This window comes from Allobosea sp. 05T439, assembly GCF_056396005.1.
Genome location: NZ_JBFTKP010000015.1, coordinates 113390 through 138499, shown reverse-complemented (window position 1 = coordinate 138499; position 25110 = coordinate 113390). Strand labels below are relative to the sequence as shown.

Below are 25110 nucleotides of genomic sequence, written 5' to 3'. Positions count from 1 at the left end.
ATGAATCCACGCTCTAACCACGCATGATCGCTTGGGCCCGGGATGGGATTGGGGGCTGTCTATCGCACCCGGTTGGTCAATTCGCTCGGCGGCCGGCGGCGTTCGCGACGAGGCGAAGAAACCATGATTCCTGAGCTTCCGTCCGTGAACCAGCTTTCATTGGTCATCAGCCAGGCTGCCGCACCAGCATTCCTGCTCGGCGCGGTCGTCGGCCTGATATCGGTCCTGATCAGTCGCCTGGAGCGAATTCTCGACCGGTCGCGCATGTTGAGCAGCCTGCAGGGCGAGGGGCCTGTCGTTCACGAACTCAAGGCTGATCTCCCCCGCCTCGAGCGGCGAGCCCATCTGATCAACAGCGCGATGCGTCTTGCCATCTCGAGCGGTGTTTCGACGATCCTGCTGATGATGCTCGCGTTCATGTTTGCGTTCGTCGGGTCGGCCCATGAACGGGGTGTGGCCGTGCTCTTCATCGTGGCTGTTGGGCTCTTCGGCGCTTCGCTTGTCCAGTTCCTGCGCGAAATCAACGTCGCCTTGCGACGGAGCGATCATATCGCTTGATCCGCATCGCCGGGGCATAGGCAACGACCGGCGCCGCCCAGGCGGCGCCGGTCGTTGGACTCAACCGAGCTTGTCGTAAGCCGGGACGGTAAGGAATTCCTCGAATTCAGGCGCGAGCGAGAGGGTCGAGAACAGCTCGATCGCCTCCGGGAAACGGCCCTTTGCGTAGTTTTCAGGCCCGACCTCGCCCTTCACGCGCTCCATCTCCTCGGTGAGGCAGCGCTTGAAGAGATCCGCGGTGACGATGGTGCCTCCGTCAACGGTGACGCCGTACTGGATGAACTGCCAGATCTGGGCACGGCTGATCTCGGCCGTCGCGGCATCCTCCATCATGTTGTAGATCGGCACCGCGCCGCGGCCGCGCAGCCATGCTTCGAGATATTGCACGCCGATGCGGATGTTCTCGCGGAAGCCGGCCTCGGTGCGCGTGCCCTCATGGACCTCGAGCAGTTGCTCGCGGCCGACGGAGACGTCCTCGCGCTTCTTGTCGAGCTGGTTCTGCTGCGGCATCAGCCGGTTGAAGACCTCCATCGCCACCGGCACGAGATCGGGATGGGCAACCCAGGTGCCGTCATGGCCGTCGCCGGCCTCACGCTCCTTGTCGGCCCGGACCTTGGCGAAGGCGGCCTCGTTGGCGGCCGGATCGTTCTTGACCGGGATCTGCGCCGCCATGCCGCCCATGGCGAAGGCGCCGCGGCGGTGACAGGTCTTGATCAGCAGCAGCGAATAGGCCCGCAGGAAGGCCTTGGTCATCACCACCTGCGAGCGATCGGGCAGGACGAAGGCCGGGTTGCGGGCGAGCTTCTTGATGAAGGAGAAGATGTAGTCCCAGCGGCCGCAGTTCAGCCCGGCCATGTGATCCTTCAGCTCATAGAGGATCTCGTCCATTTCGAAGGCCGCGGGCAGGGTCTCGATCAGGATGGTGGCCTTGATCGTGCCGGTCTTGAGGCCAAGCGCGTTCTGAGCGGCGACAAAGACATCGTTCCAGAGCCTGGCCTCGAGATGGCTCTCGAGCTTCGGCAGATAGAAATAGGGGCCGGAGCCCGCAGCCAGCGCCGCCTTGGCATTGTGGAAGACATAGAGGCCGAAATCGACCAGCGAGCCCGAGGCGATTTCACCGTCGATCTCGATATGGCGTTCCGGCAGATGCCAGCCGCGCGGGCGGATGATCAGAACGGCTGGCTTGTCCTTGAGCTTGTAGGCCTTGCCGGTGGTCGACTCGGTGAAGTCGATCCGGCCGGCCCAGCGATCCCTGAGATTGATCTGGCCTTCGACCATATTGGCCCAGACCGGAGAGGAGGCATCCTCGAAATCGGCCATGAACACCTTGGCGCCGGAGTTCAGCGCGTTGATGATCATCTTGCGGTCGACAGGACCGGTGATCTCGACACGACGATCCTGCAGATCGGCGGGAATCGGCGCCACCTTCCAGTCGCCTTCGCGGATATGCCTGGTCTCGGTCAGGAAATCGGGCGTCTCGCCGGTATCGAAGCGCTTCTGGCGCTCCTTGCGCAAGGCGAGCAGGCGCTTGCGCGTCTCGTTGAAGCGGCGCTGCAAGTCGGCAACGAAGGCGAGCGCATCATGGCTCAGGATCTCGTCGAAGCGCGGACCCATTGCGCCCTTGATGACGACACCCTTCGGCAGGGTCTTGGTGTCCGACATGGCGGTCTCCTTCGCATTCGGCAGGGATGAGGTGAGGCGCAGTATCGGAGGAAATCGCTTTCTCCTGTAGCCGCGGGAATGCTTGATGACTTTTGCCAAAATGGAATAAATCGGCATTCACCCTCTGTCCGCTTGCGTGCAATATCGGAGCGCGGAAAGGCAGGACGGATCGACGATGACCAAGGTAGCAGGATCTCACTGGCGGACCATGACCGTGTCCGATCTCGACGCTGTCGTCGCAGTGGCGGCCGAGGTTCATCCGGATTTTCCGGAGGAGGCCGCCATTTTCGCCGAGCGGCTGAAGCTGTTTGGCGATGGCTGCCGGGTCCTGGACATGGGGAGCGGGATCGCCGCCTATCTGCTCAGCCATCCCTGGCGCGAGCTCGAGCCCCCAGCCCTGAACGCGCCGCTCGGCGCGCTGCCGCCCGCTCCCGGGACCTTCTACATCCATGATCTCGCGCTGCTGCCGCAGGCGCGAGGCACCGGCGCCGCTGTCCTGGCGGTCGCGGATGCACTCAGGCTCGCTCAAAAGTTCGGGCTGCCGAGCCTGTCGCTCGTCGCGGTCAATGCCTCTGTCGGCTTCTGGGGCAAGCAGGGTTTTTCGGTCGTCGCCGACCCGCGGCTCGAGGCCAAGCTTGCGAGCTATGGCAGCGAGGCGCGTTTCATGATGCGCCTGGTCGCCGGGGCGGATTGAGCCGAGATCGCTAAACGAGGGCCTGAAAGCGCTCCAGGAAGCGCGCTTGCGCGACTTCGGTCGATAGTGGCCTCAGCCAGTCCGTGACCTCGCGCGGCAGCGGCTTCGGCCGGCCAAAGAAGATCAGAGCTTCCTCGCGGTCGAAATCGGCGAGTTCGGTCGCCTCGAGGAAAGCCGAGATCTTGTCGGCGTCCTTGGTTTTCCGCGCCAGTATGGCGGGCGTCGCCGCCGGCAGGCCGAAGCGCAGATGGATCGCGGCAAGCAGCCGGAGCTCGACGCTCTTATAGGCGTCGCCCATCACCACCTTGAAGGGCGAGATCATGTCGCCGATGACATATTCCGGAGCGTCGTGAAGCAGCGCCATCAGCCGCCAGGGCTTTGACCAGTCCGGATTGAGCTGGCTCGCGATCGCCTCGACCAGCAGGCAGTGCTGCGCCACCGAGAAGGAATGCTCGCCGCGCGTCTGGCCGTTCCAGCGCGCGACGCGAGCCAGACCATGTGCGATATCCTCGATCTCTATATCGAGCGGGGAGGGGTCGAGCAGATCGAGCCTCCGGCCCGACAGCATGCGCTGCCAGGCGCGGGGTGGAAGCGGCGCCTTGGCCATGCTCAGGCCGGAACGCGGGTGTCGCGGGCGAGCACGGCGCATTCCTCGTAGCGGAAACAGCCAGTCAGATGGTCGTTGACCAGTCCGCAGGCTTGCATGAAGGCGTAGACGATGGTCGGGCCGCAGAAGGTGAAGCCGGCGGCCTTCAGCTCCTTGGAGATCGCCTTGGAGACTGCCGTCTCGGCCGGCACCTCCTCATGAGTCCGAAAAGCGTTCTGGAGGACGCGGCCGTCGAGATGGCGCCAGAGGAAATCCGAGAACTCGCGCCGTTCGCTGATCTCGAGATAGGCGCGAGCGCTCTTGATCGTGCCCTCGATCTTGCCGCGATGGCGGACGATGCCGGCATCGCCGAGCAGCCGCTGGACATCGGTCTCGGTGAAGCGAGCAATCGCCTCCGGCTCGAAACCGGCGAAGGCCGAGCGAAAACTGTCGCGCTTGCGCAGAATGGTGATCCAGGCGAGGCCAGCCTGAAAGCCGTCGAGGATCAGCTTTTCGAACAACGCGCGCGAATCATATTCCGGCACGCCCCATTCGGTGTCGTGATAGGCGAGATAGAGCGGATCGGTCCCCGGCCAGATGCAACGGAACTTGCCGTCCGGGCCTTCGACTGCTGCGCGTCCGCTCATGCTGCTGCTCCAAAACCGGGCTCGCCGGGGAAGGGGAAGCGGATAAAGTCCGGCTTCGCTAGGGTAAAGGCCACGCCGCCGCCTTCGAGTCTTTCGCCCGCGGCCATGGCGTCGGCGACACGGTCGAGCCGCAGCATGGCGAGGCCGCGCCCCTTGGCGCAGGAACCGATGCGGCCGAGCACCTTGCTGCCGGCGGTCGCCTCGACGCCCATCTCGGGAACCAGTCCCTCGGTAAAGACCACCGGCACGATGCGCGTCCGGGCGGTGCCGCGATGCTGCATGCGCGACACCACCTCCTGGCCGATATAGCAGCCCTTCTTGAAGGAGACGCCGCCGAGCTGGTCGAGCAGCGCCTCATGCGGAAAGGTGTCGCCATAGACGAAATCCCTGCCGCCATCGGGAATGCCGAGCGCGATGCGCCTGGCGTGGTAGGCATCGGGTTCGGCGCTGGCGAGCGAGCCGACGTCGTTGCGGTCAGTGATCGCGCGCTCGCCGAGCGCCGGCAGGCGCGGGTCGGCATAGACGAGGCCGGCATCGTCGGGGAGCGAGAAACCGCCGCTCGATGCGACCACGGTGGCCACCTCGGTAAGATCGTCGAGCGCGACCTTGGCGCGCAACTTGTAGAGCTTCAGCCGCTTCATCAGATCGGGAACCTGCAGGAGCGGCACGTCGAGGAGAAAGCCTCCGCGTTCCTCCTCCGGCACCGCGACCACGAGAAAATCGCTGATGATCTTGCCTTGCGGTGTCAGGAGCGCGCCGTAGCCGGCATGGTCCGGTGTCACCGCGTCCATCTCGTTGGTGACGATGTTCTGCAGGAAGTCGCGCGCGTCCTCGCCACTGACGCGAATGATGCCGCGATCGACCAATCGGGTTGCAGGCATGGTGAAGCTCGTTTCTGATCGCTGCCAAGGGCTGGACGCGGGTCCGTTCGATAGGTAGGCCGCTTCAGCCTCATCCTCAACCAGCAGGACGCCTCCGATGCCGCAGAGCTATGATGTCATTCTGAAGGGCGGCACCGTCGTGAATCACGATGGCCGTGTCCAGCGGGATCTCGGGATTACCGGCGGCAAGATCTTGGCGCTCGGCGATCTGTCGCAGGCTTCCGCAGGTGAGACGGTCGATTGCCGCGGCCTGCATATTCTGCCGGGCGTCATCGACAGCCAGGTGCATTTCCGCGAGCCGGGGCTCGACCACAAGGAGGATCTGGAGACCGGCTCGCGCGCCGCGGTGCTCGGCGGCGTCACGACCGTCTTCGAGATGCCGAACACGATCCCTCAGACCACCGACGAGGCGTCGCTGGCCGACAAGGTCAGGCGCGGTCGGCACCGGATGCATTGCGATTTCGCCTTCTGGGTTGGTGGCACGCATGAGAATATTGCCGATGTGCCGGAGCTCGAGCGCCTGCCGGGTGCGGCGGGCATCAAGGTCTTCATGGGTTCCTCCACCGGCTCGCTGCTGGTCGAGGACGACAAGGGCGTCAGTGAAATCCTGAAGCGCACGCGCCGCCGCGCCGCCTTCCATTCCGAAGACGAGATGATGTTGCGCGAGCGCATGGGCCTGCGCGTCGAGGGGGATCCGTCGAGCCATCCGGTCTGGCGCTCGCCCGAAGTCGCCCTGACCTGCACCAGGCGACTGGTGCGGATTGCACGCGAGACCGGCGCGCGCGTTCACATCCTGCACATCTCGACCGGCGAGGAGATGATCTTCCTCAGGGATCACAAGGACGTCGCGACCGTCGAGGTGCTGCCGAACCATCTGACGCTGGTCGCGCCGGACTGCTACGAGCGGCTTGGCACCTATGCCCAGATGAATCCGCCGATCCGCGACGACAGCCATCGCCGGACGATCTGGTGGGGGCTGGAGCAGGGCATCGTCGACGTGCTCGGCTCCGACCATGCGCCGCATACGCATGAGGAGAAGCATCATGCCTACCCTGCGAGCCATTCCGGCATGCCGGGCGTGCAGACGCTGGTCCCGATCATGCTCGACCATGTCAATGCCGGGCGGCTTTCACTGGAACGGTTCGTCGATCTGACCAGCCATGGCCCGCAACGGATCTTCGGGCTCGAGGGCAAGGGGCGGATCGCGGCGGGCTATGATGCCGACCTGACCATTGTCGACCTGAAGCGCCGCGAGACCATCACCAATGACTGGATCGCCTCGCGCTGCGGCTGGACGCCCTATGACGGCGTCACCGTGACCGGCTGGCCCGTCGGCACCTATGTCCGCGGCCGGAAGGTGATGTGGGAGCGCGAAGTGGTGACGCCTGCGCAGGGCGAGCCGGCGCGCTTCCTGGAGGCGCTGCCGCGCGGGTGATTTTTTTCGCGCGATCGTGTCGATCCTGCGCTGCCCCGTTCGACGTATTGTCAAGGAGCAGGGGAGGCCGCAGGTCGTTGCGGCTTCTCCGGAGCTCCTGACAATCGCGTGGGGGCACGGCTCCCGCCCAACGGGAGATCCGAAGATGAGAAACGTCGTTGCCGCCACATTCCTGTCCCTAGACGGCGTGATGCAGGCGCCGGGCGGCCCGGAGGAGGATAGCTCAGGTGGCTTCAGCCATGGCGGCTGGACCTTCCACTACTGGGACGAGCCGATGGGCGAGGTCATGGGAAAGGCCTTCGCCGAGGAATTCGACCTGCTGCTCGGCCGCAAGACCTATGACATCTTCGCGGCGCATTGGCCGCATGCCGGCGACGACCCGGTCGCCATGAAGTTCAACGCCTGCATCAAATATGTCGCGACCTCTGCGCCGAAGACGCTGAACTGGCAGAATTCGGTCGCGCTACGTGGCGAGATCGCCGCCGAGGTCGCGGCGCTGAAGCGCCAGGACGGCCCCAAGCTCCTGCTCCAGAGCAGCAGCGAGTTGATCCAGCTGCTGCTGGCGAAGGACCTGATCGACGAGTTCAACCTAATGATCTTCCCGGTGGTGCTCGGCGCAGGCAAGCGGCTGTTCGGCGCGGGCACGATGCCGGGTGCATTTACGCTGGTCGAGAGCAGGGTTTCGAGTACGGGCGTGGTCATGGCGACCTATCGTCGGACCGGTGCGGTTACGACCGGTTCCTTCGCGCTTGAGGCGCCGAGCGAGGGCGAGATCACCCGCCGCGAGAAAAATCTAAGCGCTGCCTGAAAAAAGTTTCGGCGCGTTGTCGATTCCGGAGCGCGCCGTTCGACGTGAGGACAGAGAGCGGGAATTCTCCCCTCTCCGAACCAAAGTCAGAATCCACCTACCCCATCAGGAGAAGACCGATGCGCTTCATGATCATCGTCAAGGCGACCCAGGATTCCGAAGCCGGCATCATGCCGAGCGAGGAAATGCTGACCGCCATGGGCGCCTATAACGAGCAACTGGTAAAGGCCGGCATCATGCTCGCCGGTGACGGGCTGCATCCCAGCTCCAAGGGCGCACGCATCCGCTTCTCAGGCGCCAAGCGTGCAGTCGTCGACGGACCTTTCGCCGAGACCAAGGAACTGATCGCCGGTTTCTGGATCTGGCAGTGCAAGTCGATGGAAGAGGCGGTCGAGTGGGTCAAGCGCTGTCCCAACCCGATGCTGGGCGATTCCGAGATCGAGATCCGCCGGATCTTCGAGGCCGAGGATTTCGGAGAGGCCTTCACCCCGGAGCTGCGCGAGCAGGAAGAGCGCATCCGCGCCGAGGCCGCGAAAAAGTCCGGCTGACCTGTCGATTTCGCGACGCGTCGATCGACGTGTCCTCAGGAGCGGCGGGGCACCAGGCCCCGACCGGCTTCGGACCACCGACACCAGGAGCAAATCCATGCGTTACATGATCATGGTCAAGGCGACCAAGGACAGCGAAGCGGGCATCTTCCCGGAAGATGACAGTCTGATGGCCGCGATGGCGGCCTATCACGAGGAACTTGCCAAGGCCGGCATGCTGCTCGACGGCTCCGGCCTGAAACCGAGCTCGAAGGGCTGGAGGATCAAGTACTCGGCCGACGGCAAGAACCGCGTCGTTGACGGCCCCTTCGCCGAGACCAAGGAACTGGTCGCCGGTTACACCGTGATCAAGGCCAAGTCCCGCGAGGAAGCGCTCGAATGGACGCGGCGCTTTCCCAGGCCCTTCGAGCTGGGGCAGGAGTGCGAAATCGAGATCCGCGAACTCTATGAGCTGGAGGATTTCGAGCAGTTCGAATCGGTCGAGCGCTTCCGGGAAATGGGCATCGGCGGTGAGTGACGGCGGGACGATACCTGCCGCTGCGTCTTGCGCCATCGGTCTGTGGAGGCTTTCATGAATACGGTCTTGTCCAAGGATGGCACCGCCATCGCCTATCAGCGCTTCGGTTCCGGCCCGGCGGTCATCCTCGTCGACGGCGCGCTCTGCAGCCGCGCCTTCGGGCCGATGCCGAAGCTTGCGCCGCTGCTGGCGGAGCGCTTCACCGTCTTCGTCTATGACCGCCGCGGGCGCGGCGACAGCGGCGACTCGCCGACCTATGCCAAGCAGCGCGAGATCGAGGACATCGCTGCGCTCGTCGCCGAGGCGGGCGGCGAGGCAGCGGCTGTCGGCCTCTCATCCGGCGCCGCATTGGCGCTTGAAGCTGCCGCCGCAGGCGTGCCGATCCGCCGGCTCGCGCTGTACGAACCGCCCTATCTCGCCGCTGACAAGGAGGGCCGGCAGCCGCCGCAGGACTGCCCCGGCAAGCTCAAGGCGCTGATCGCCGCGGGCCGGCGCAGCGCCGCTGTGCGCTTCTTCATGGTCGATATCGTCGGCATGCCGGCATTTGTCGGCTGGCTGATGCGGCTGATGCCGGGCTGGTCCAAGCTCAAGGCAGTCGCCCATACGCTGGTCTACGACACCACGATCATGGGCGATTTCACGGTGCCGGCCGAGCGCCTCGCCAAGGTCGCAGTTCCGACGCTGTTGCTTGCAGGGGAGAAGAGCCCGCGCTCGCTGAGGATGGCGGCGCAGGCTGCGGCCGATTCCGTTCCGGGAGCCAGCCACGCCGTGCTGAAGGGGCAGACGCACAATGTCTCGCTGCCGGTGTTGGCGCCGGAGCTGGAACGCTTTCTCGCGGCCTGACGGCAGACCGGGCGGCTTGCGCAGCACGGGACGAAATGGTGTGTATCGCCAGTCATGTCGGCGAGCGATGCACACCGCACCATTGAAACGGTCTGGCGAATCGAGGCTCCCAAGCTGATCGCCGGGCTGACGCGCATCACCCGTGATGTCGGGCGCGCCGAGGAACTGGCGCAGGATGCGCTGGTCGCGGCCCTGAAGCAGTGGCCGCAAGAGGGCGTACCGCGCAATCCGGGCGCCTGGCTGATGCAGGCGGGCAAGCACCGCGCCCTCGACGGCCTTCGCCGCGACAAGCTTCTCGCCCGCAAGCATCGGGAGCTTGGCCACCAACTCGAAACCGAGACGACGCCCGATCTCGACGCCGCGCTCGATGACGATGTCGGCGACGATCTGCTGCGGCTTGTCTTCACGGCCTGCCATCCCGTTCTCTCGACGGAGGCGCGCCTTGCACTGACGCTGCGACTGCTCGGTGGACTCACCACCGAAGAGATCGCGCGGGCCTTCCTGGTGCCTGAGCCAACCATGGCGCAGCGGATCGTGCGGGCGAAGAAGACGCTTGCCGACGCCAAAGTGCCCTTCGAGGTTCCGCATGGCGCGGATTTGGCCGAGAGACTCGAGTCGGTGCTCGAGGTCGTCTACCTGATCTTCAACGAGGGCTATGCGGCAACAGCCGGCGAGGACTGGATCCGGCCGGCCCTGTGCGAAGAAGCACTCAGGCTGGGGCGCATCCTGGCCGAGCTCGCACCGCTGGAGCCCGAGGTCCATGGACTCGTGGCGCTGATGGAGATCCAGGCGTCGCGCCTCAGGGCCAGGGTCGGCCCGAGCGGCGAGCCGATCCTGCTGCTCGACCAGAACCGCGCACGCTGGGACCATCTTCTGATCGGCCGGGGTCTTGCGGCGATCGAGCGGGCGCGCGCGACGGGCGGCGTGATCGGTCCCTATCTGCTCCAGGCCGAGCTAGCCGCCTGCCATGCGCGGGCGCGCACCGCGGAAGAGACGAATTGGGTCCGCATCGCCGTGCTCTATGGTGCGCTGGCCGCGATCAACCCGTCGCCGATTGTCGAACTCAACCGGGCGGTGGCGATCAGCATGGCCGAGGGGCCGGCAGCCGGGCTCGCCGCGGTCGACCGACTGGTCTTGGAACCTTCGCTGAAAAACTACCATCTGCTGCCGAGCGTACGCGCCGATCTGCTCGGCAAGCTCGATCGGCATGGCGAGGCGCAGGCCGAGTTCGAGCGCGCGGCGGCGATGACGAGGAATGTGCAGGAGCGAACATTATTGCTCGCTCGCGCAGAGAATGCCCGCCGGGCCGCTAGCGGCGCCTAGGCAAATCCAGAGCATCAGACCGGACAGTGGGATCCACTTTTCGGAGAAATCCGATGCGGGGCAAAGAGATGGGCCGCCACAGTACGTCCGGTCGGACGCACGGCGATCTAGTGCCGTGTGCCCATCGTGAAGGCGCCGCAGCGCACCTTTTCCGCCAGGGTTTCGGCGAAAACAGCTGTGGCTTCTTCGCCATAGGTCTCGACCAGCGTGCGAAAGGCCGCGAAGAGAGCGGCGTGGGCCAGCGCATCGCTGTCGAGCCCGTCCTGCTGCGCCTCGTTGAAGGCGTCCTCGACATAGCCATAGGCGACGCGGCGTGCATCTCCCGGCTCGTCGGTGAGCATGGGATCGAGCTGCAGATCGTCTGGACGGATGGACATGAAGGCACGGACTCTGCGGCTGGTCACAAAGGACCGGCGCGTACCCGAGAATCAGGCCTGCGCCGGGGCGATCGACTGCCTCAGATTCATACGCATCAGGGGAGGCTGGCGCTACCGCGGTGTTTAAGAAAGGTTAATTTGACCGCGCGAGTTTTGAGAAAGACACAGTTTCGTCCCGATGTGACCTATCCGCCATAGCGGCCGGCGAGGGACCGCGCCAGGCGGTCGCCTTCGGCGGCGAGTCGCCGTGCGGCCTCCTGGCTGCCGCCAGAACAGCTCCGGTGGGTCGCCGAATAAGCCCGGAAACCGCCGTTATAAGCACTCATCAGCCGTTCCCGCCGCTGTGGCGTGCGTCCTTCGGCCTCGATCAGCGCAGTCATGCGCTCACGCCAGACATCGGCTTCCTTGCCGCCGCACAAGGTCCGCAAATAGGCGAGCGAGCCCATGATCTCGGCGAGTTCGAGCAGTTGCGGTTCGTAAGGCGGAGGCGGCGCCTCGGGGGGCGGCGTGGCCTGGGTCGGCGGCTGCGGCGCCGACTGCTGGCGTTGCCCCTGTGCAACGGCGTGACCGAACGGCGCAACCGCCAATGTCCAGGCGAACAGGAGCGCGAGCCGGGCGCAGGTCACGGCCGCTGCCCGCCGTTCTGCAGGATGGCATGCGCGTTCCGCAGCACGTCACCGAGTTCGCGCGTCGTCGCCAAGCCTCCGAGTTTGAGCGGATCGGCCCACATCACGGCGCCTGCCTCAGGGCCGGGCTGCGGCTCGCCGGAAATCCATTCGCCGACGAATGAGGCGATGACGAAATGATGCGTCACCGAGCCTGCCGCATCACGCCCGAAAATCTCGACATGCCGGTTGAAGCCGAGAATGGCGGCCTTGACCCCGACCTCCTCCTCGAGCTCGCGCAGTGCGGCCGCTTCAAGCGTCTCGCCTGCTTCGACCTTGCCGCCGGGGAGTGACCAGAGCTGGTCGGCCGGCGGCTTGGTGCGGGTTGCGAGCAGCACCTTGCCGTCGCGGAAGACCGCGAGGGACGCGGCAAGCGTTGGGCGCGCCGCCTTGGCCTGCGTCGGAAAACGGATGACCTGGCCGCTTTGGCTCTTCACACGTGCTGCCCGCCATTGATGTGCAACTCGGCGCCCGTGACATAGGACGAGGCGTCGGTGCAGAGGAAATGGATCGCCTTCGCGACTTCCTCCGTCTTGCCGAGCCGGCCGAGCGGCAGCGTCGCGACGATCTTCTCGGTGCCGGGCGAGAGGATGGCAGTGTCGATCTCGCCGGGCGAAATTGAGTTCACCCGGATGCCGAGCGGGCCGAAATCGGCGGCCATCTCGCGCGTCAGGCTGGCGAGCGCCGCCTTCGAGGTGGCATAGGCGGCACCGGCGAAGGGGTGGACGCGGGAGCCGGCGATCGAGGTGACGTTGACGATCGTGCCCCTGGCGGCGGTCAGCTCGTCCAACAGGCCGCGCGCCAGCATGATCGGCGCGAAGAAGTTGACCTGGAAGACCTGGTGCCAGTCATTGAAGGAGGTCGTGGCAGCGCCCAGGCGCATGCCCTTCGGCCCCTTCGGCGAAATGCCGGCATTGTTGACCAGCGCATTGAGCTTGCCGCCCTCGGCCGCCAGCCGCTTCTTGATCTCGGCTATGCCACGCATCGTGTCCTCGGGGTCGCCGAGATCGATCTGGACATGATCGTCGGCGCCTGAGGGCCAGGGGCATTTATCCGAGAAGGCCTGGCGCGAGCACGACAGGATGCGCCAGCCTGCCATGGCGAACTGCATCACCGTGGCGTGGCCGATCCCGCGGCTCGCTCCGGTCAGGAGCATGACCGGGCGCTTGCCTGCCTCGGTCTTGGGGAAGTCGAATTTCGGCATGGCCATGCGGTCAGATCCTCAGGGGTAAAGGCGGGTTCGCGTCCACGGCTCGGCGGCCGAGGCACGGCGGAAGACCACACGGTCGTGCAGGCGGAAGGCGCCATCGCGCCAGAACTCGATATAGACCGGGTCGATGCGGAATCCAGTCCAGTGCGGCGGGCGCGGGATCGTGCTGAGACCGAATTTCGCGGCATAGCTCGCCACCGCCTTCTCGAGCGCGAAGCGGCTCTCGAGCGGGCGCGACTGCTGCGAGGCCCAGGCTCCGATGCGGCTGTCGCGCGGGCGAGACTGGAAATACGCATCGGCCTCGGCGTCGCTGACGATCGATACGGGTCCGCGAATACGGACCTGTCGGCGCAGGCTCTTCCAGTGGAACAACGCGGCCGCCTTGCCCTGGCCGAGCAGCTCCTCGCCCTTCTGGCTCTGGGTGTTGGTGTAGAAGACGAAGCCGTCGCGGTCGTGCCCCTTCAGCAGGACCATGCGGACATTGGGCAGGCCCTCGGCGTCGACCGTCGAGAGTGCCATGCCGTTGGGGTCGTTCGGCTCGGAGCGCGCGGCCTCCTCCAGCCAGCTCGCGAACAGGGCGAAGGGTTCATCGACTTCGGTGAAGTCACCCGGCGTTAACCGTTCCACGTGTCTAATCCTCGGCAAGTTCTGGTTAAGCGTCGGGCGAGCGCAATCTGTGATTTGGTGTTGGACTGCGAGTTTATATAGGCCAGCCCGGGCGGCGAACCAAAGCCTCGATCGGCGCGCTGCGCCCATGCGTCCGGCTGCGGTCGCCACCGTGCTGCTGCTCGCCGTTGCCAGCGCCGGCTGCTCGGTCTCCTTTCCGATCCTCGGCCTGTCGAGCAAGTCCGAAGACGAGGTGGCGATGACGACGACTTCGACCCTGCCGGCGCGCGGCACGACGAAGCCGAGCGTGCTTGGCGCCCTCTCCACCGAGCTTGGTCCCGAGGATCTGCGCCGTGCCGATGGGGCGATGGCGCTGGCCCTCGACCCCCAGGGCAATGGCGCAGCGGTCAACTGGGATAATCCGCAGAGCGGCATGAAGGGATCGTTCACGCCGGTCGGTGGGCCGTTCCTGCGCTCGGACGAGATTTGTCGTGCCTTCATCGCCAATGTCCAGACGCAGACCAGCCCGGTTCGGCTTCAGGGCACGGCCTGCCGTCCGTCCGGTGGAGAATGGGCAGTCAAGGAAACGCAACCCTGGAAGGGGTTGAGCTAGCATAGGCTGCCGGATCCGGCCTGCGGCCGCGCCGGGAAGGAAAACGTTGCATTCCCGCCACAGTCTCCCCACATAGCGGGCGGAGCTGTTCCGGCGTGCCGTATCGGGCGCGGGAAACAGCGTCTCGTCGAAGAGTGGGGTTCATGCATGCGCGATCCGTATCAGGTCCTGGGCGTCGCCCGTGGTGCCAGCGAAGCTGAAATCAAGAAAGCCTATCGCCGTCGCGCCAAGGACCTGCATCCCGACCGCAATCAGGATGATCCCAAGGCGCAGGACCGCTTCTCGGAGCTCAACAGCGCCTATGAGATCGTGGGTGACGAAACCAAGCGCAAACAGTTCGACCGCGGCGAGATCGACGCCGACGGCAAGCCGAAATTCCAGGGCTTCGAGGGCATGGGCGCCGGTCGGGGCGGGCGTGCCGGCGGGTTCGAGTTCAATTTCGGCCATGGCGGCGGCGCGGCCTCGGGGCGTGGCGGGGCCGATCAGGGCTTCGATCCTGCCGATATTTTCGGCTCGCTTTTCGGTGACGCGGCCCGCCGCGGCGGCGGCCGGGCTCGCCATGAGCCCCAGAAACCGCCGGAGCAGAGCTTTTCGCTGAGCGTCTCGCTTGCCGAGGCCGCCACGGGCGCTACCCGCCGTGTGAAGCTGCCGCATGGGCGCGAGGTCGAGGTCACGATTCCCGAGGGTGTTGCGGACGGCAAGGTCATGCGGCTGCGCGGCCTTGGCCAGACCGATCCCTTCTCGGGCGAGGCTGGCGACCTGCTGATGACGATCAAGGTCAAGCCCGATCCGCGCTTCACGATCGAGGGCCATGATCTGCGTACCCGCGTGGCGGTTCCGCTGGCGACGGCCGTGCTGGGCGGGCCGCTGCATGTGCCGACCCTCACCGGAGCCGTGGAGATGAAGATTCCGCCGCTGACCGGTACGACGAAGCAGTTTCGCCTGCGCGGCAAAGGGCTGAAGGGCGAGAAGGGTCATCACGGCGATCTCTTCGTCGCAATCGACATCGAGATGCCGGAGAAGGATCCTGAACTGATGGCGCTGATGAAGGCGCGGAGCGAGTAAGCGAGCAACTGAGCCTTTCGTTGAGGCGCTGGCTCGGCTAAGAGACCTTCCGCTTCGTCCAGTTCGCAGGTCCCCGATGCCCGAATCCAGCGCTGCCTCCTCCACCGCCAATGTCCTGAAGGGCAAGCGGGGCCTCATCATGGGCGTCGCGAACAATCGCTCGATTGCCTGGGGCATTGCCAAGGCTGCGGCCGATGCTGGTGCGGAGCTGGCTTTCACCTATCAGGGCGATGCGCTGAAGAAGCGCGTCGAACCCCTGGCGAAGGAACTTGGCGGACAGGTTGTCGGCCATTGCGACGTCACCGACTCGGCGACGATCGATGCCGTCTTCGCCGAGGTCGAGAAGCTCTGGGGCAAGCTCGATTTCGTCGTTCACTGCATCGCCTTCTCCGACAAGGACGAGCTGACCGGCCGCTATGTCGAGACGACTGAAGCGAATTTCACCAAGTCGCTCCTGATCTCCTGCTACTCCTTCACCGCCGTCACGCAGCGCGCCGAGAAGCTGATGACCAATGGCGGCTCGATGCTGACGCTGACCTATTACGGCGCCGAGAAATGGATGCCGCATTACAACGTCATGGGCGTGGCGAAGGCGGCGCTGGAATCGAGCGTGCAGTATCTTGCCGCCGATCTCGGTCCCTCGAAGATCCGCGTCAACGCGATCTCGGCTGGGCCGATCAAGACGCTCGCCGCCTCTGGTATCGGCGATTTCCGCTATATCCTGCGCTGGAACGAGTACAATTCACCGCTCCGTCGCACCGTGACGATCGAGGAAGTCGGCGAGACAGCAGTCTTCCTGGTCTCCGACATGTCGCGCGGCATCACCGGCGAGATCATGCATGTCGATGCCGGCTACCACGTGGTCGGCATGAAGGTGCCGTCTGCCCCCGATATCACGCTCGACAAGGGCGAGTGATCCGGAGCGCCGGCTTCAGCCGGCGCCGGCGTTCCGCAGGCGCGCCGTTTCCGTATCGTCGCGCCTGACTTCCTCGCTCGCGAGAGCGTCGCGCAGCTCGGACGCACTCCCGCCGCCGATGACGAGCGTCGGCGCGATTTCCGCGAGCGGCGCCAGGACGAACGCGCGCTCGGCGATGCGCGGGTGCGGAACCTGAAGACCCGGCTCGTCGATGATAGCCTCGCCATAAGTCAGAAGATCGATATCGAGCGTGCGCGGCCCCCAGCGCTCCTTGCGCTCGCGGCCTTGCTCGCGCTCGATCCTCAGACAGAAGGCGAGCAGGTCGGCCGCCGCGAGATCGGTTGCGATCATCACGGCCATGTTCTTGAATTCGGGCTGGTCGAGCTTGCCCCAGGGCGCGGTGCGATAGACCGACGAAATCCGCAGCACGGTCACGGCAGGATGGCGCGCGAGGGCTTCGATCGCGGCGGCGAAGGCAATGACCGGATCGCCGAGATTGCCGCCGAAGCAGAGAGCGGCCTCAGTCTTCACGCCGGAAGTCCAGGCGGATGCCGACAGCTGCCAGCGTTGCCGGAATCGGCGGCGCGGGCTTGCGCAGGGTGATCCAGACACGGCTGACCGGCGGGAACTCGGCCAGGATGGCCTGCGCCACGGCGCGCGCTGCCGCTTCCAGCAAATTGTAGCGGCGGGTGGTGAAGGTCTGTTTCACCACGGCGACGACCTTGCCGTAATCGACCGTATCCGCGAGGTCGTCGCTGATGGCCGAGGCGTGGATATTGGTCGCCAGCGCAATATCGAGCGTGAAGCGCTGGCCGAGCCGTTCCTCCTCGGAGAAGCAGCCGTGATAGGCATAGATGTCGAGCTTCTCGATCAGGATGCTGCCTGTCTCGCTCATGGCGCGTCTCCGATGGCGGTCCAGACCTTGAAGGCGTCGGCATGTGGACGAATGTCATGCGCGCGGATGATCGAGGCGCCCTGCGAGACGCCGTAGAGATGGGCTGCCAGCGTGCCGGCCAGTCGCTCGGCCGGAACCTTCTGGCCGGTGATCAGACCGATGGTCGACTTGCGTGAGGCGCCGAGCAGGATGGCGCAGCCAAGCTGTTCGAGCTGGCGGAGGTCGCGGATCATCGCGAGGTTCTGCGCCGGCGTCTTGCCGAAGCCGATTCCCGGGTCGACCACGATCTGCTCGCGTGGCACGCCGGCTGCGATGGCGATGGCGATGGAGCGTTCGAGGTAGCGCAGAACGTCGTCGAGGATATCAAGCGCGGGATCGATGCTGTCGCGGTTGTGCATCAGGATCATCGGGGCGCCGAAGCGGGCAGCGACATCGGCAATGGCCGGCTCGCGCTGGCAGCCCCAGACGTCATTGACGATCGCTGCGCCGGCGCCGAGCGCGGCTTCGGCGACCTCGGCCTTGTAGCTGTCGATCGAGATCGGGATGCGTGTTCGGGTGGCGAGTCGCGAAATCACCGGGATGACCCGGGCACGCTCGGTCTCCGCATCGACTTCTGCATGGCCTGGCCGGGTCGACTCGCCGCCGATATCGACGATATCGGCGCCCTCCGCGATCAGCGTTTCGGCATGAGCGATCGCCTCGTCGGCGCTCTTCAGCATGCCGCCATCCGAGAAGGAATCGGGAGTGACATTGACGACGCCCATGAGCAGGGGCGTCGTGCCGAGGGCAAGCCTGCGACCGTCTGGCAAAGTGAGAGCCGGGGACATGGATCCATCCGAAGCGGAGAGCCGCCTATACACAGCGCACTCGCGCTCTGCCATCAGAAAGCGATGACAGGTTGCCATGGCCAATACGCATGCCCCTGTGCCCCTCTGACGCTTTGACCTGCGGGCGCGGAGCGTGCATGAGCCGGAGCATGCTGCCGCTCACGATCTCTCACCGCCTCTTCCTCGTCCGTCACGGCGAAACCGACTGGAACCGGGAGGGTCGTCTCCAGGGTTCGAAGGACATCCCGCTGAACGAGCTCGGGCGCGAGCAGGCGGCCGAAGCCGCCGGGCGCCTGCGCAACCTGGTGCAGGGCTATGAGGGGCTCGATTTCGTGGCCTCTCCCATGGAGCGGGCGCGCGAGACCATGGAAATCCTGCGCTACCGGCTGGGGTTGCCGCCCAAGGGCTACCGTATCGATGAGCGCCTGCGCGAGCTGACCTTCGGCGCCTGGGAAGGGTTCACCTGGCGCGAGGTCCGCAAGTCCGAGCGCGAGCTGGCGCTGGCGCGCGAGCGCGACAAATGGGGCTTCGTTCCCCCTGAAGGCGAGAGCTACCGGATGCTGGCCGAGCGGATCAGGCCGGTGCTGGAAGGGCTGACGGGCGAGACGGTGATGGTGAGCCATGGCGGTGTGGCGCGCGCCGTGCTCGCGCTTGTCGGGGCCGTCGCGCCGGGGGAAGCCGCCATGGTCGATATCTGGCAGGGCAAGATCCTGATGGTCTCGGACGGACGCGTCTCCTGGGTCTAGCGCGAGGTTCGGTCGCAGACATTCATCGTGGGTTCAGGGGTGCTCTTTAAGGAGTGTTGTGCTAGCAGGGATGCACACAACAGCGACATGCTCGGCCGGGGGGAGGCAGCCGGAATCCGGATCGAACGATACGGTTTCCGGGGCAGTTTTAGAGGTGCGGTTCGCCGCAGGGTCGCCTTGGGGTGAGTGCCGCCGGGGCTGCTCTGGCCGATCCGCAGCGGGGCACCATGAACGACATCAGCATTCTGTCGGCGGACGAGACCGCCCGGAGCGCCACCCCGCTCGCCATGATCGCGGGCGAGAAGCGGCCTGACCTGATCCGCGATGAGGTTCTGGGCGAGATCTTCGCTGCGACAGTGGCCGCGCGCGGCGCACACCCGGCTCTGACGGATGCCGAGCGCCGGCTCAGCTATGACGAGGTCTGGGCAGCGGCGCGCAGTCAGGCGCGCGGCCTTGTCCTGTCGGGCGTCGGCCCCGGCAGCATGGTCGGCCTGTGGATGCCGCGCGGCATCGACCTCCTTGTCGCGCAGATCGCGATCACGCTCAGCGGCGCGGCCTGGGTGCCGTTCGATGCCGAGGCGCCTGTCGATCGCATCGCGACCTGCCTGAACGATGCCGAGGCCAAGGGGCTCGTGACCTGCGCCGCCTGGCAGGGCAAGGCGACCGCGATCGGGCGTCCGGTCTGGTCGCCTGCCGATCTCGTGGCGCGTGACGATGGCGCACTCCTGCCGGCGCGCGCAGCCGGGCTGAGCAAGGATCATCCCGCCTACCTGATCTATACCTCGGGCTCGACGGGGACGCCGAAGGCGATCGTCATCAGCCATCACAACATCTGCCACTTCCTGCGCTCCGGGAACGCCTTCTACGGGATGGGGCCAGACGACATCGTCTTCCAGGGCGCGTCGGTCGCCTTCGACCTGTCGATGGAGGAAATCTGGACACCCTATCTCGTCGGCGCGACGCTGTTCGTCGCTTCGCCCGAGATGATGGGCGATGCCGAGAAGCTGCCGGCAATCCTGAACGGTGCCGGCGTCACCGTGATCGACACCGTGCCGACGCTGCTCGGTATCCTGCCTTCCGACGTGCCTTCGCTGCGGCTCATCCTGCTCGGCGGCGAGGCGCTCCCGCCCTCGATCGTGCAGAAATGGGCGAAGCCGGAAAGGCGCATCCTCAACACCTACGGGCCGACCGAGGCGACCGTGGTGGCGACCGCGACCGAGGTGAAACCCGGCGAGGTGGTGACCATCGGCCGGCCGATCCCCAACTATACCGCCTATGTCGTCAGCGAAGAGCTGCAATTGCTGCCGCCTGGCCAGCAGGGCGAACTCCTGATCGGCGGCCCGGGCGTTGCCCGGGGCTATCACGGCCGCCCCGAACTGACGGCGGAGAAATTCATCGCCAATCCGTTTGGTGGGATCGACGACCCCATTCTCTACCGATCCGGTGATGCGGTCAGCCTCGATGCGGCCGGCAACATCGTCTTCCATGGCCGTATCGACGACCAGATCAAGATCCGCGGCTTCCGGGTCGAACTCGGCGAGATCGAGTCGAAGCTCGCAGACGAGCCGGGGGTGAACCAGGCGGCGGTCGTGCTGCGCGAAGATGACGGCATCGAACGGCTCGTCGCCTTCGTGGTCAGCGAGCCCGGCGTCGCGGTCGATGCGGGAGTGCTGCGCGCTGCGCTGAGAGAACAGCTGCCTCCCTACATGGTCCCTGCCCATTTCGAGGCTGTCGGCTCGCTGCCGCGCATGGTCTCGGGCAAGGTCGACCGCAAGATGCTGAGGGCTGCGCCGCTGACGGCGCCGGCCGCAGCCGGCGAGCAGGAGCCGCCGCGCAACGAGACGGAGGCCGCCCTTCTAGAGGCGGCCAAGCGCGTATTGGGTGCGTCGAGCCTGCCGTTCGAGGCCGATTTCTTCGTCGATCTCGGTGGTCATTCGCTGCTGGCCGCGCGCTTCATCTCGATCGTGCGCGAAACCCCTGCCTATGCCGGCATCACGCTGCAGGACGTCTATGGTGCCCGTACGTTGCGTGGCATGGCGGCGGTGCTCGATGGGCGCGGGATCGCGGAGGCCGAGGATCTCTCTTTCACTCCGCCCTCCTTTCGGCGCCGCTTCCTGTGCGGGCTGGCGCAGGCCGCCGCGCTGCCGATCATCATCAGCCTGGCGACGGCGCAGTGGCTCGGAATTTTCGTCACCTATCTGCTGATTTCCGGCGAGGACCTGTCGCTGCCGGCGCAGGTCTTCACCCTGCTCGGCGTCTATGTCGCGATTACCATCGTCACCGGCCTGATCTCGATCGCCTTGAAATGGATCGTGCTCGGCCGGACCAAGCCCGGCGTCTATCCGCTCTGGGGCGTCTATTATTTCCGCTGGTGGTTCGCCGCGCGCGTTGCAGGCCTTGTCCATATCAAATGGCTGCAGGGTACGCCGGTGATGCGCTTCTACTGGCGCCTGCTCGGTGCCAAGGTCGGCCGCGACGTCATCATCTCGGATTACGAGGCCGGTGCGCTCGATCTCATCGAGATCGGCGACTACACGACCTTCGGCTCGAAGACCACTTTCGCCAATGGCGAAGCCATCGGCGACAAGCTGATCCTGGGCCGGATCAAGATCGGGCGGGACGTGAACGCTGGCGCCTCCGTGGTCTTCGGTCATGGCAGCACCACCGGCGACCATGCCGAGATTGGCGATCTGACGGCGATACCGTCCGGTACGACGGTCGGCGCGGCCGAAATCTGGGACGGCACGCCTGGCCGGAAGATCGGCATGGTCGATCTCGACGCGTTGCCGCCGCAGGCCGAGGCGAGCATGCGCCGTCGCTTCGCGATGACGGTTTTCTACGTGTTCATGCTGATCGTGCTGCCGCCGATCAGCTTGCTGCCGATCTTCCCGGCCTTCTGGCTCTTCGACAGGATCGACGACCAGATCGCGACATGGTCCGATATCAGCTATCTCTGGTATCTGCCGATCCTGACCTGGCCGACGGCGATGGGCCTCATCGCCTTCACCGTGCTGCTGATGGCCGGCCTGCGCTGGGTGATCCTGCCGCGCGTGACCTCGGGCTCGTGGTCGATCCATTCCGGCTTCTATGCCCGCAAATGGACGGTGGCGCTGGCGACCGAGGTGACGCTGGAGACACTCTCCTCGCTGTTCGCGACGATCTATATGCGCTTCTGGTATCGGTTGATGGGCGCCAGCATCGGCAAGGGCGCGGAGATCTCGACCAATCTGTCGGGTCGCTACGATCTGACGGCGATCGGGGCCGGCAACTTCATCGCCGACGAGGTCGTCTTCGGCGACGAGGACATGCGCCGCGGCTATATGCGTCTCGACATGACGAAGACCGGCGATCAGGTCTTCATCGGCAATGATGCGGTCGTGGCGCCAGGCGCCGTGATCCCCGACCGGGTGCTGATCGGCATCAAGTCGAAGCCGCCTGCCAATGAGAAGATGCAGCCGGGCGATACCTGGTTCGGCTCGCCGCCGATCCGCCTGCCGACGCGGCAGAAGGTCGACCTTGGGGCGGATTGGACCTACAAGCCGTCGCTGGGGAAGAGGCTGGCGCGGGCGGGCTTCGAGGCGCTGCACACCTCATTCCCGGCGATGCTGTTCATCACTTTCGGCACCATCGCGGTTGATCTCGTGCTGCAGCAGAAGATCTTCGATCGCGACTGGGGCGGGCTCGCGCTCAGCTTCATGGGCGTGTCCATCCTGATCGCGGTGACGCAGGCGCTGATCTGCGCCGCGATGAAATGGCTGCTGATGGGCGTCTACAAGCCGGTGATGAAGCCGATGTGGTCGTTCTGGGCGATGCGCACCGAGGCGGTCGCCGTGCTCTATTGGGGATTGGGCGGCAAGGTGCTGTTCGACTATCTGCGCGGCACGCCTTTCCTGCCCTGGTTCCTGATGCTGTTCGGTGCGAAATACGGCAAGGGCGTCTGGCTCGACTCGACCGATATCACCGAGTTCGACTGCATCAGGGTCGGCGACTACTGCACGGTCAACGCGCATTCGGCCCTGCAGACCCACCTCTATGAGGACAGGGTCATGAAGGTCGGCCGCGTGCATCTCGGCAAGGGCGTTTGTGTGGGCGCGGCAGCGACGGTGCTCTACGACACCCATGTCGGCGACTACGCGCAGATCGGCCTGCTGACCGTGATCATGAAGGGCGAGAACCTGCCGGCGAATACGCGCTGGGAGGGGGCGCCGGCGGTGCCGGCCAAGGCGGCGGCGCACTAGGGCCAAAGCTGACCGGCGGTTCTACCCGTCGAGGCGGCCCTCGGCCGAAGGTCGCGGAGCGCCGACGCAGCCATTATCGAGCGGTAGTGCGATCTCGTCAGGCTGCAATGCGCGGACCGCGCCCTTTGGCAACTCGCCCAGCGGCAAGGCCCCGATGCCGACACGGACCAGGCGCAGCACCCGCGCGCCGGCCGCTTCGACGATGCGCCGGATCTGTCGGTTGCGGCCCTCGTCGATCACCATTTCGATCCAGGCGTTCCTTTGGCCATGGCGCAGGAGCGTCGCCGCCTTGGTCGAGAGCGCCTCGTCGCCGTCGACGGCACCGGCGCGCAGCCGCACCATCAAGGCGGTGTCGGGCACCGTGTCGATCTGGACATGGTAGGTTTTCTCCACGCCGGAGGCCGGGTCCAGGATGCGCTGCGCCCAGCGCGTGTCGTTGCTCATGAGCAGCAACCCTTCACTCGCCTTGTCGAGCCGCCCGACCGGGGCGACGAACGGTAGCTCCAGTCCGTCCAGGCAGGAATAGACCGTGGCGCGGCCTTCGGGGTCGGTCCGGGTCGTGAGCGCGCCGCGGGGCTTGTTGACCATCAGATAGACACGGCGTTCGGCCGAGACCGTTTCGCCATCGACGATGATGCGGGCACGCGCGAGATCCAGGCGCAGGCTCGGGTTCAGGGCAAGACGCCCATCGACCCGGACGCGCCTGCCGAGAATCAGGCCTTCGGCCTGGGTGCGTGAGCAATAGCCGAGCTTGGAAAGGGCGCGCGCGAGGCTGACGGACCCCGGCGTGCCGGGGCCGGATTGTCTCGACATGGTCTGGGCATTCCGAATGCGAAAGACCGGTCGCCGGCTCCGGGGCCATCATGTCGAGGCGCGGGACGGGCTACCGTGGACAAGCCGCCTTGCGGTGCGAAACCGTCTGCGCGAACCTCGTCCGGGATAGGTTGCTGTGCCAGGTCCGAGACGGCACGCCGTGGCAGGCGTCGTGGCCGACCTGAGGCCACTCCCCCCGAACCCGCTCCTCTTCGGAAGGTTCGGGGCTAGGCGCCCGCGATGATGACACTCCCGGGGCGCCAGGAGCGCGGCTGGGTGACAGGCCTGCGTCTCATCGGGCCTAGAAGCCGCCGGATCGGACGGCTGTCAAGACTTGCGCTGCCGCGCAGCATTGCCGGGGATGCGGAGCGCGGGACGCGACGCGGCGGGCGTTGGGGCATGGTTTGCGCGCAGCGGGGTTTCGCGCGGGCGCGATCCGGCTTATGAGCCCGGAGCGAAACCCGTCAGGCTGCCATGTCCCATAACACCTTCGGCCATCTCTTCCGCGTCACCACCTTTGGGGAAAGCCACGGGCCGGCGATCGGCTGCGTCGTCGATGGCTGCCCGCCTCTGATCCCGCTGAGCGAAGCCGAAATCCAGCTCGAACTCGATCGCCGCCGGCCCGGTCAGTCGCGCTTCACCACGCAGCGCCAGGAGCCTGATCAGGTCCGCATCGTCTCCGGTGTCTTTCCCGATGAGGCGAGCGGCCAGCAGGTGACGACGGGAACCTCGATCGGGCTGATGATCGACAATGTCGACCAGCGTTCCAAGGACTACTCGGACATCAAGGACAAGTACCGGCCCGGCCACGCCGACTTCACCTATGACGTGAAATACGGCATTCGCGATTATCGCGGTGGCGGGCGTTCCTCGGCGCGCGAGACGGCCATGCGGGTCGCGGCCGGCGCGATTGCGCGCAAGGTCGTGCCAGGCATGATCGTGCGCGGTGCGCTGGTGCAGATGGGGCCGCACAAGATCGACCGGAACAACTGGGACTGGAACGAGGTCGGCAATAATCCGTTCTTCTGCCCGGATGCCAAGGCGGCGGCCTTCTTCGCCGAATATCTCGATGGCATCCGCAAGTCCGGATCCTCGATCGGCGCGGTGCTGGAGATTGTCGCCGAGGGCGTTCCTGCCGGCCTGGGCGCGCCGATCTACGGCAAGCTCGATGCCGAGCTGGCCTCGGCCCTGATGAGCATCAATGCCGTCAAGGGTGTCGAAATCGGCGAGGGGTTCGCTGCGGCCGAACTCTCGGGCGAAGAGAATGCCGACGAGATGCGGGCCGGCAATGACGGAAAGCCGCTCTTTCTCTCCAACCACGCCGGCGGCATCCTGGGTGGCATCTCGACCGGGCAGCCGATTGTCGCCCGTTTCGCGGTGAAGCCGACATCCTCGATCCTCGCCACGCGCGCGACCGTGACGCGGACCGGCGGGGAAGCGGATATGTTCACCAAGGGGCGCCATGACCCCTGCGTCGGCATCCGGGCCGTGCCGGTCGGGGAGGCAATGGTCGCCTGCGTGCTGGCCGACCAGTTCCTGCGCCATCGCGCCCAGGTCGGCGTGGTCGAGCCGCGCTGGCCCTTTGCTCGGTGAATTTCAGTGTTACTGAAATTAATTCCCTGCTTCATTGCAAGTGA

Annotated in this window: 27 protein-coding genes; 14 read left to right on the top strand and 13 right to left on the bottom strand. The window is 65.8% G+C overall.

Annotation, left to right across the window (positions count from 1 at the left end; all coding sequences use genetic code 11):
• Window positions 1–42 precede the first annotated feature (42 nt).
• Window positions 43–558, top strand: a complete 516-nt coding sequence (locus tag AC1DIO_RS19025) for a DUF2721 domain-containing protein (RefSeq protein WP_476768923.1) — start codon at window positions 43–45, stop codon at window positions 556–558.
• 60 nt (window positions 559–618) lie between these two features.
• Here AC1DIO_RS19025 and aceB read toward each other — a convergent pair whose 3' ends face one another.
• The gene (gene aceB / locus AC1DIO_RS19020; protein ID WP_476832092.1) at window positions 619–2220 is read right to left on the bottom strand and encodes a malate synthase A; all 1602 of its coding nucleotides are present in this window, start codon (window positions 2218–2220) and stop codon (window positions 619–621) included.
• Between the two features lie 175 nt (window positions 2221–2395).
• Between aceB and AC1DIO_RS19015 the strand changes: the two genes are divergently transcribed.
• Window positions 2396–2914 carry a GNAT family N-acetyltransferase gene (locus tag AC1DIO_RS19015; protein ID WP_476832093.1) on the top strand — a complete coding sequence of 173 codons (519 nt, stop codon included), beginning with the start codon at window positions 2396–2398 and terminating at the stop codon, window positions 2912–2914.
• 10 nt (window positions 2915–2924) lie between these two features.
• Here the strand turns inward: AC1DIO_RS19015 and AC1DIO_RS19010 are convergent, their stop codons facing one another.
• From AC1DIO_RS19010 to ygfZ, 3 genes are read right to left on the bottom strand one after another with little or no spacing between them, the layout of a single operon-like run.
• A complete protein-coding gene (locus AC1DIO_RS19010; RefSeq protein WP_476853885.1) occupies window positions 2925–3521 on the bottom strand; it encodes a YfbR-like 5'-deoxynucleotidase in 597 nt (198 codons plus the stop codon).
• A 2-nt stretch (window positions 3522–3523) separates the two neighbouring features.
• Window positions 3524–4147 carry a DNA-3-methyladenine glycosylase I gene (locus AC1DIO_RS19005; RefSeq protein WP_476832095.1) on the bottom strand — a complete coding sequence of 208 codons (624 nt, stop codon included), beginning with the start codon at window positions 4145–4147 and terminating at the stop codon, window positions 3524–3526.
• Window positions 4144–5028, bottom strand: a complete 885-nt coding sequence (gene ygfZ / locus AC1DIO_RS19000; RefSeq protein ID WP_476853884.1) for a CAF17-like 4Fe-4S cluster assembly/insertion protein YgfZ — start codon at window positions 5026–5028, stop codon at window positions 4144–4146. The genes AC1DIO_RS19005 and ygfZ overlap by 4 nt, the downstream gene beginning before the upstream one ends.
• 97 nt (window positions 5029–5125) lie before the next feature.
• Here ygfZ and AC1DIO_RS18995 point away from each other — a divergent pair, with 97 nt between their 5' ends.
• From AC1DIO_RS18995 to AC1DIO_RS18970, 6 genes are all read left to right on the top strand, one after another.
• Window positions 5126–6463 carry a dihydroorotase gene (locus AC1DIO_RS18995; RefSeq protein WP_476776060.1) on the top strand — a complete coding sequence of 446 codons (1338 nt, stop codon included), beginning with the start codon at window positions 5126–5128 and terminating at the stop codon, window positions 6461–6463.
• A 145-nt stretch (window positions 6464–6608) separates the two neighbouring features.
• A complete protein-coding gene (locus tag AC1DIO_RS18990) occupies window positions 6609–7271 on the top strand; it encodes a dihydrofolate reductase family protein (protein WP_476853883.1) in 663 nt (220 codons plus the stop codon).
• A 119-nt stretch (window positions 7272–7390) separates the two neighbouring features.
• The gene (locus AC1DIO_RS18985) at window positions 7391–7819 is read left to right on the top strand and encodes a YciI family protein (RefSeq protein ID WP_476853882.1); all 429 of its coding nucleotides are present in this window, start codon (window positions 7391–7393) and stop codon (window positions 7817–7819) included.
• Window positions 7820–7916: 97 nt separating this feature from the next.
• On the top strand, window positions 7917–8336 hold the full coding sequence (locus AC1DIO_RS18980) for a YciI family protein (RefSeq protein ID WP_476853881.1): 420 nt from the start codon (window positions 7917–7919) through the stop codon (window positions 8334–8336).
• Between the two features lie 54 nt (window positions 8337–8390).
• Window positions 8391–9179: an alpha/beta fold hydrolase gene (locus AC1DIO_RS18975; RefSeq protein WP_476853880.1), complete on the top strand. Its 789-nt coding sequence runs from the start codon at window positions 8391–8393 to the stop codon at window positions 9177–9179.
• 54 nt (window positions 9180–9233) lie between these two features.
• A complete protein-coding gene (locus AC1DIO_RS18970; RefSeq protein WP_476853879.1) occupies window positions 9234–10502 on the top strand; it encodes an RNA polymerase sigma factor in 1269 nt (422 codons plus the stop codon).
• A gap of 107 nt (window positions 10503–10609) precedes the next feature.
• Here AC1DIO_RS18970 and AC1DIO_RS18965 read toward each other — a convergent pair whose 3' ends face one another.
• The 5 genes from AC1DIO_RS18965 to pdxH all read right to left on the bottom strand — a co-directional run bounded on the left by AC1DIO_RS18965 (window position 10610) and on the right by pdxH (window position 13381).
• Complete coding sequence (locus tag AC1DIO_RS18965; protein WP_441488264.1) at window positions 10610–10879, bottom strand: hypothetical protein; 270 nt, start codon at window positions 10877–10879, stop codon at window positions 10610–10612.
• Window positions 10880–11064: 185 nt separating this feature from the next.
• Window positions 11065–11505, bottom strand: a complete 441-nt coding sequence (locus AC1DIO_RS18960) for a TIGR02301 family protein (protein WP_476853878.1) — start codon at window positions 11503–11505, stop codon at window positions 11065–11067.
• Window positions 11502–11981: an NUDIX hydrolase gene (locus tag AC1DIO_RS18955; RefSeq protein ID WP_476832103.1), complete on the bottom strand. Its 480-nt coding sequence runs from the start codon at window positions 11979–11981 to the stop codon at window positions 11502–11504. Before AC1DIO_RS18955 ends, AC1DIO_RS18960 begins: the two co-directional genes overlap by 4 nt.
• The gene (locus tag AC1DIO_RS18950; RefSeq protein ID WP_052514014.1) at window positions 11978–12754 is read right to left on the bottom strand and encodes an SDR family NAD(P)-dependent oxidoreductase; all 777 of its coding nucleotides are present in this window, start codon (window positions 12752–12754) and stop codon (window positions 11978–11980) included. Before AC1DIO_RS18950 ends, AC1DIO_RS18955 begins: the two co-directional genes overlap by 4 nt.
• Before the next feature lie 12 nt (window positions 12755–12766).
• On the bottom strand, window positions 12767–13381 hold the full coding sequence (gene pdxH / locus AC1DIO_RS18945; RefSeq protein ID WP_441488267.1) for a pyridoxamine 5'-phosphate oxidase: 615 nt from the start codon (window positions 13379–13381) through the stop codon (window positions 12767–12769).
• 127 nt (window positions 13382–13508) lie between these two features.
• Here pdxH and AC1DIO_RS18940 point away from each other — a divergent pair, with 127 nt between their 5' ends.
• The 3 genes from AC1DIO_RS18940 (at window position 13509) to fabI (ending at window position 15954) form a co-directional block, all read left to right on the top strand.
• Window positions 13509–13973: an RT0821/Lpp0805 family surface protein gene (locus AC1DIO_RS18940; protein WP_441507677.1), complete on the top strand. Its 465-nt coding sequence runs from the start codon at window positions 13509–13511 to the stop codon at window positions 13971–13973.
• Window positions 13974–14120: 147 nt separating this feature from the next.
• Window positions 14121–15038 (top strand): DnaJ C-terminal domain-containing protein, encoded by a 918-nt coding sequence (locus AC1DIO_RS18935; protein ID WP_476776056.1) that lies wholly within the window; start codon window positions 14121–14123, stop codon window positions 15036–15038.
• A 76-nt stretch (window positions 15039–15114) separates the two neighbouring features.
• A complete protein-coding gene (fabI, locus tag AC1DIO_RS18930) occupies window positions 15115–15954 on the top strand; it encodes an enoyl-ACP reductase FabI (protein ID WP_476832104.1) in 840 nt (279 codons plus the stop codon).
• A gap of 15 nt (window positions 15955–15969) precedes the next feature.
• Here fabI and folK read toward each other — a convergent pair whose 3' ends face one another.
• The 3 genes from folK to folP are packed head-to-tail and all read right to left on the bottom strand — an operon-like array spanning window position 15970 to window position 17676.
• A complete protein-coding gene (folK, locus tag AC1DIO_RS18925) occupies window positions 15970–16485 on the bottom strand; it encodes a 2-amino-4-hydroxy-6-hydroxymethyldihydropteridine diphosphokinase (RefSeq protein WP_476776055.1) in 516 nt (171 codons plus the stop codon).
• Window positions 16475–16849, bottom strand: coding sequence for a dihydroneopterin aldolase (folB, locus tag AC1DIO_RS18920; RefSeq protein WP_069879469.1), 375 nt, complete (start codon window positions 16847–16849; stop codon window positions 16475–16477). The genes folK and folB overlap by 11 nt, the downstream gene beginning before the upstream one ends.
• Window positions 16846–17676 carry a dihydropteroate synthase gene (folP, locus tag AC1DIO_RS18915; RefSeq protein WP_476769607.1) on the bottom strand — a complete coding sequence of 277 codons (831 nt, stop codon included), beginning with the start codon at window positions 17674–17676 and terminating at the stop codon, window positions 16846–16848. The genes folB and folP overlap by 4 nt, the downstream gene beginning before the upstream one ends.
• 137 nt (window positions 17677–17813) lie before the next feature.
• Between folP and AC1DIO_RS18910 the strand changes: the two genes are divergently transcribed.
• Both AC1DIO_RS18910 and AC1DIO_RS18905 read left to right on the top strand, forming a co-directional pair.
• A complete protein-coding gene (locus tag AC1DIO_RS18910) occupies window positions 17814–18422 on the top strand; it encodes a histidine phosphatase family protein (RefSeq protein ID WP_441488272.1) in 609 nt (202 codons plus the stop codon).
• Window positions 18423–18649: 227 nt separating this feature from the next.
• The gene (locus AC1DIO_RS18905; protein WP_476832105.1) at window positions 18650–22660 is read left to right on the top strand and encodes a Pls/PosA family non-ribosomal peptide synthetase; all 4011 of its coding nucleotides are present in this window, start codon (window positions 18650–18652) and stop codon (window positions 22658–22660) included.
• A 21-nt stretch (window positions 22661–22681) separates the two neighbouring features.
• On the opposite strand, the gene AC1DIO_RS18900 is transcribed toward AC1DIO_RS18905, so the two are convergent.
• Window positions 22682–23473, bottom strand: a complete 792-nt coding sequence (locus AC1DIO_RS18900) for a pseudouridine synthase (RefSeq protein WP_476832106.1) — start codon at window positions 23471–23473, stop codon at window positions 22682–22684.
• A 474-nt stretch (window positions 23474–23947) separates the two neighbouring features.
• On the opposite strand from AC1DIO_RS18900, the gene aroC reads away from it, so the two are divergent.
• Window positions 23948–25066, top strand: coding sequence for a chorismate synthase (aroC, locus tag AC1DIO_RS18895; RefSeq protein WP_069879474.1), 1119 nt, complete (start codon window positions 23948–23950; stop codon window positions 25064–25066).
• Window positions 25067–25110 lie beyond the last annotated feature (44 nt).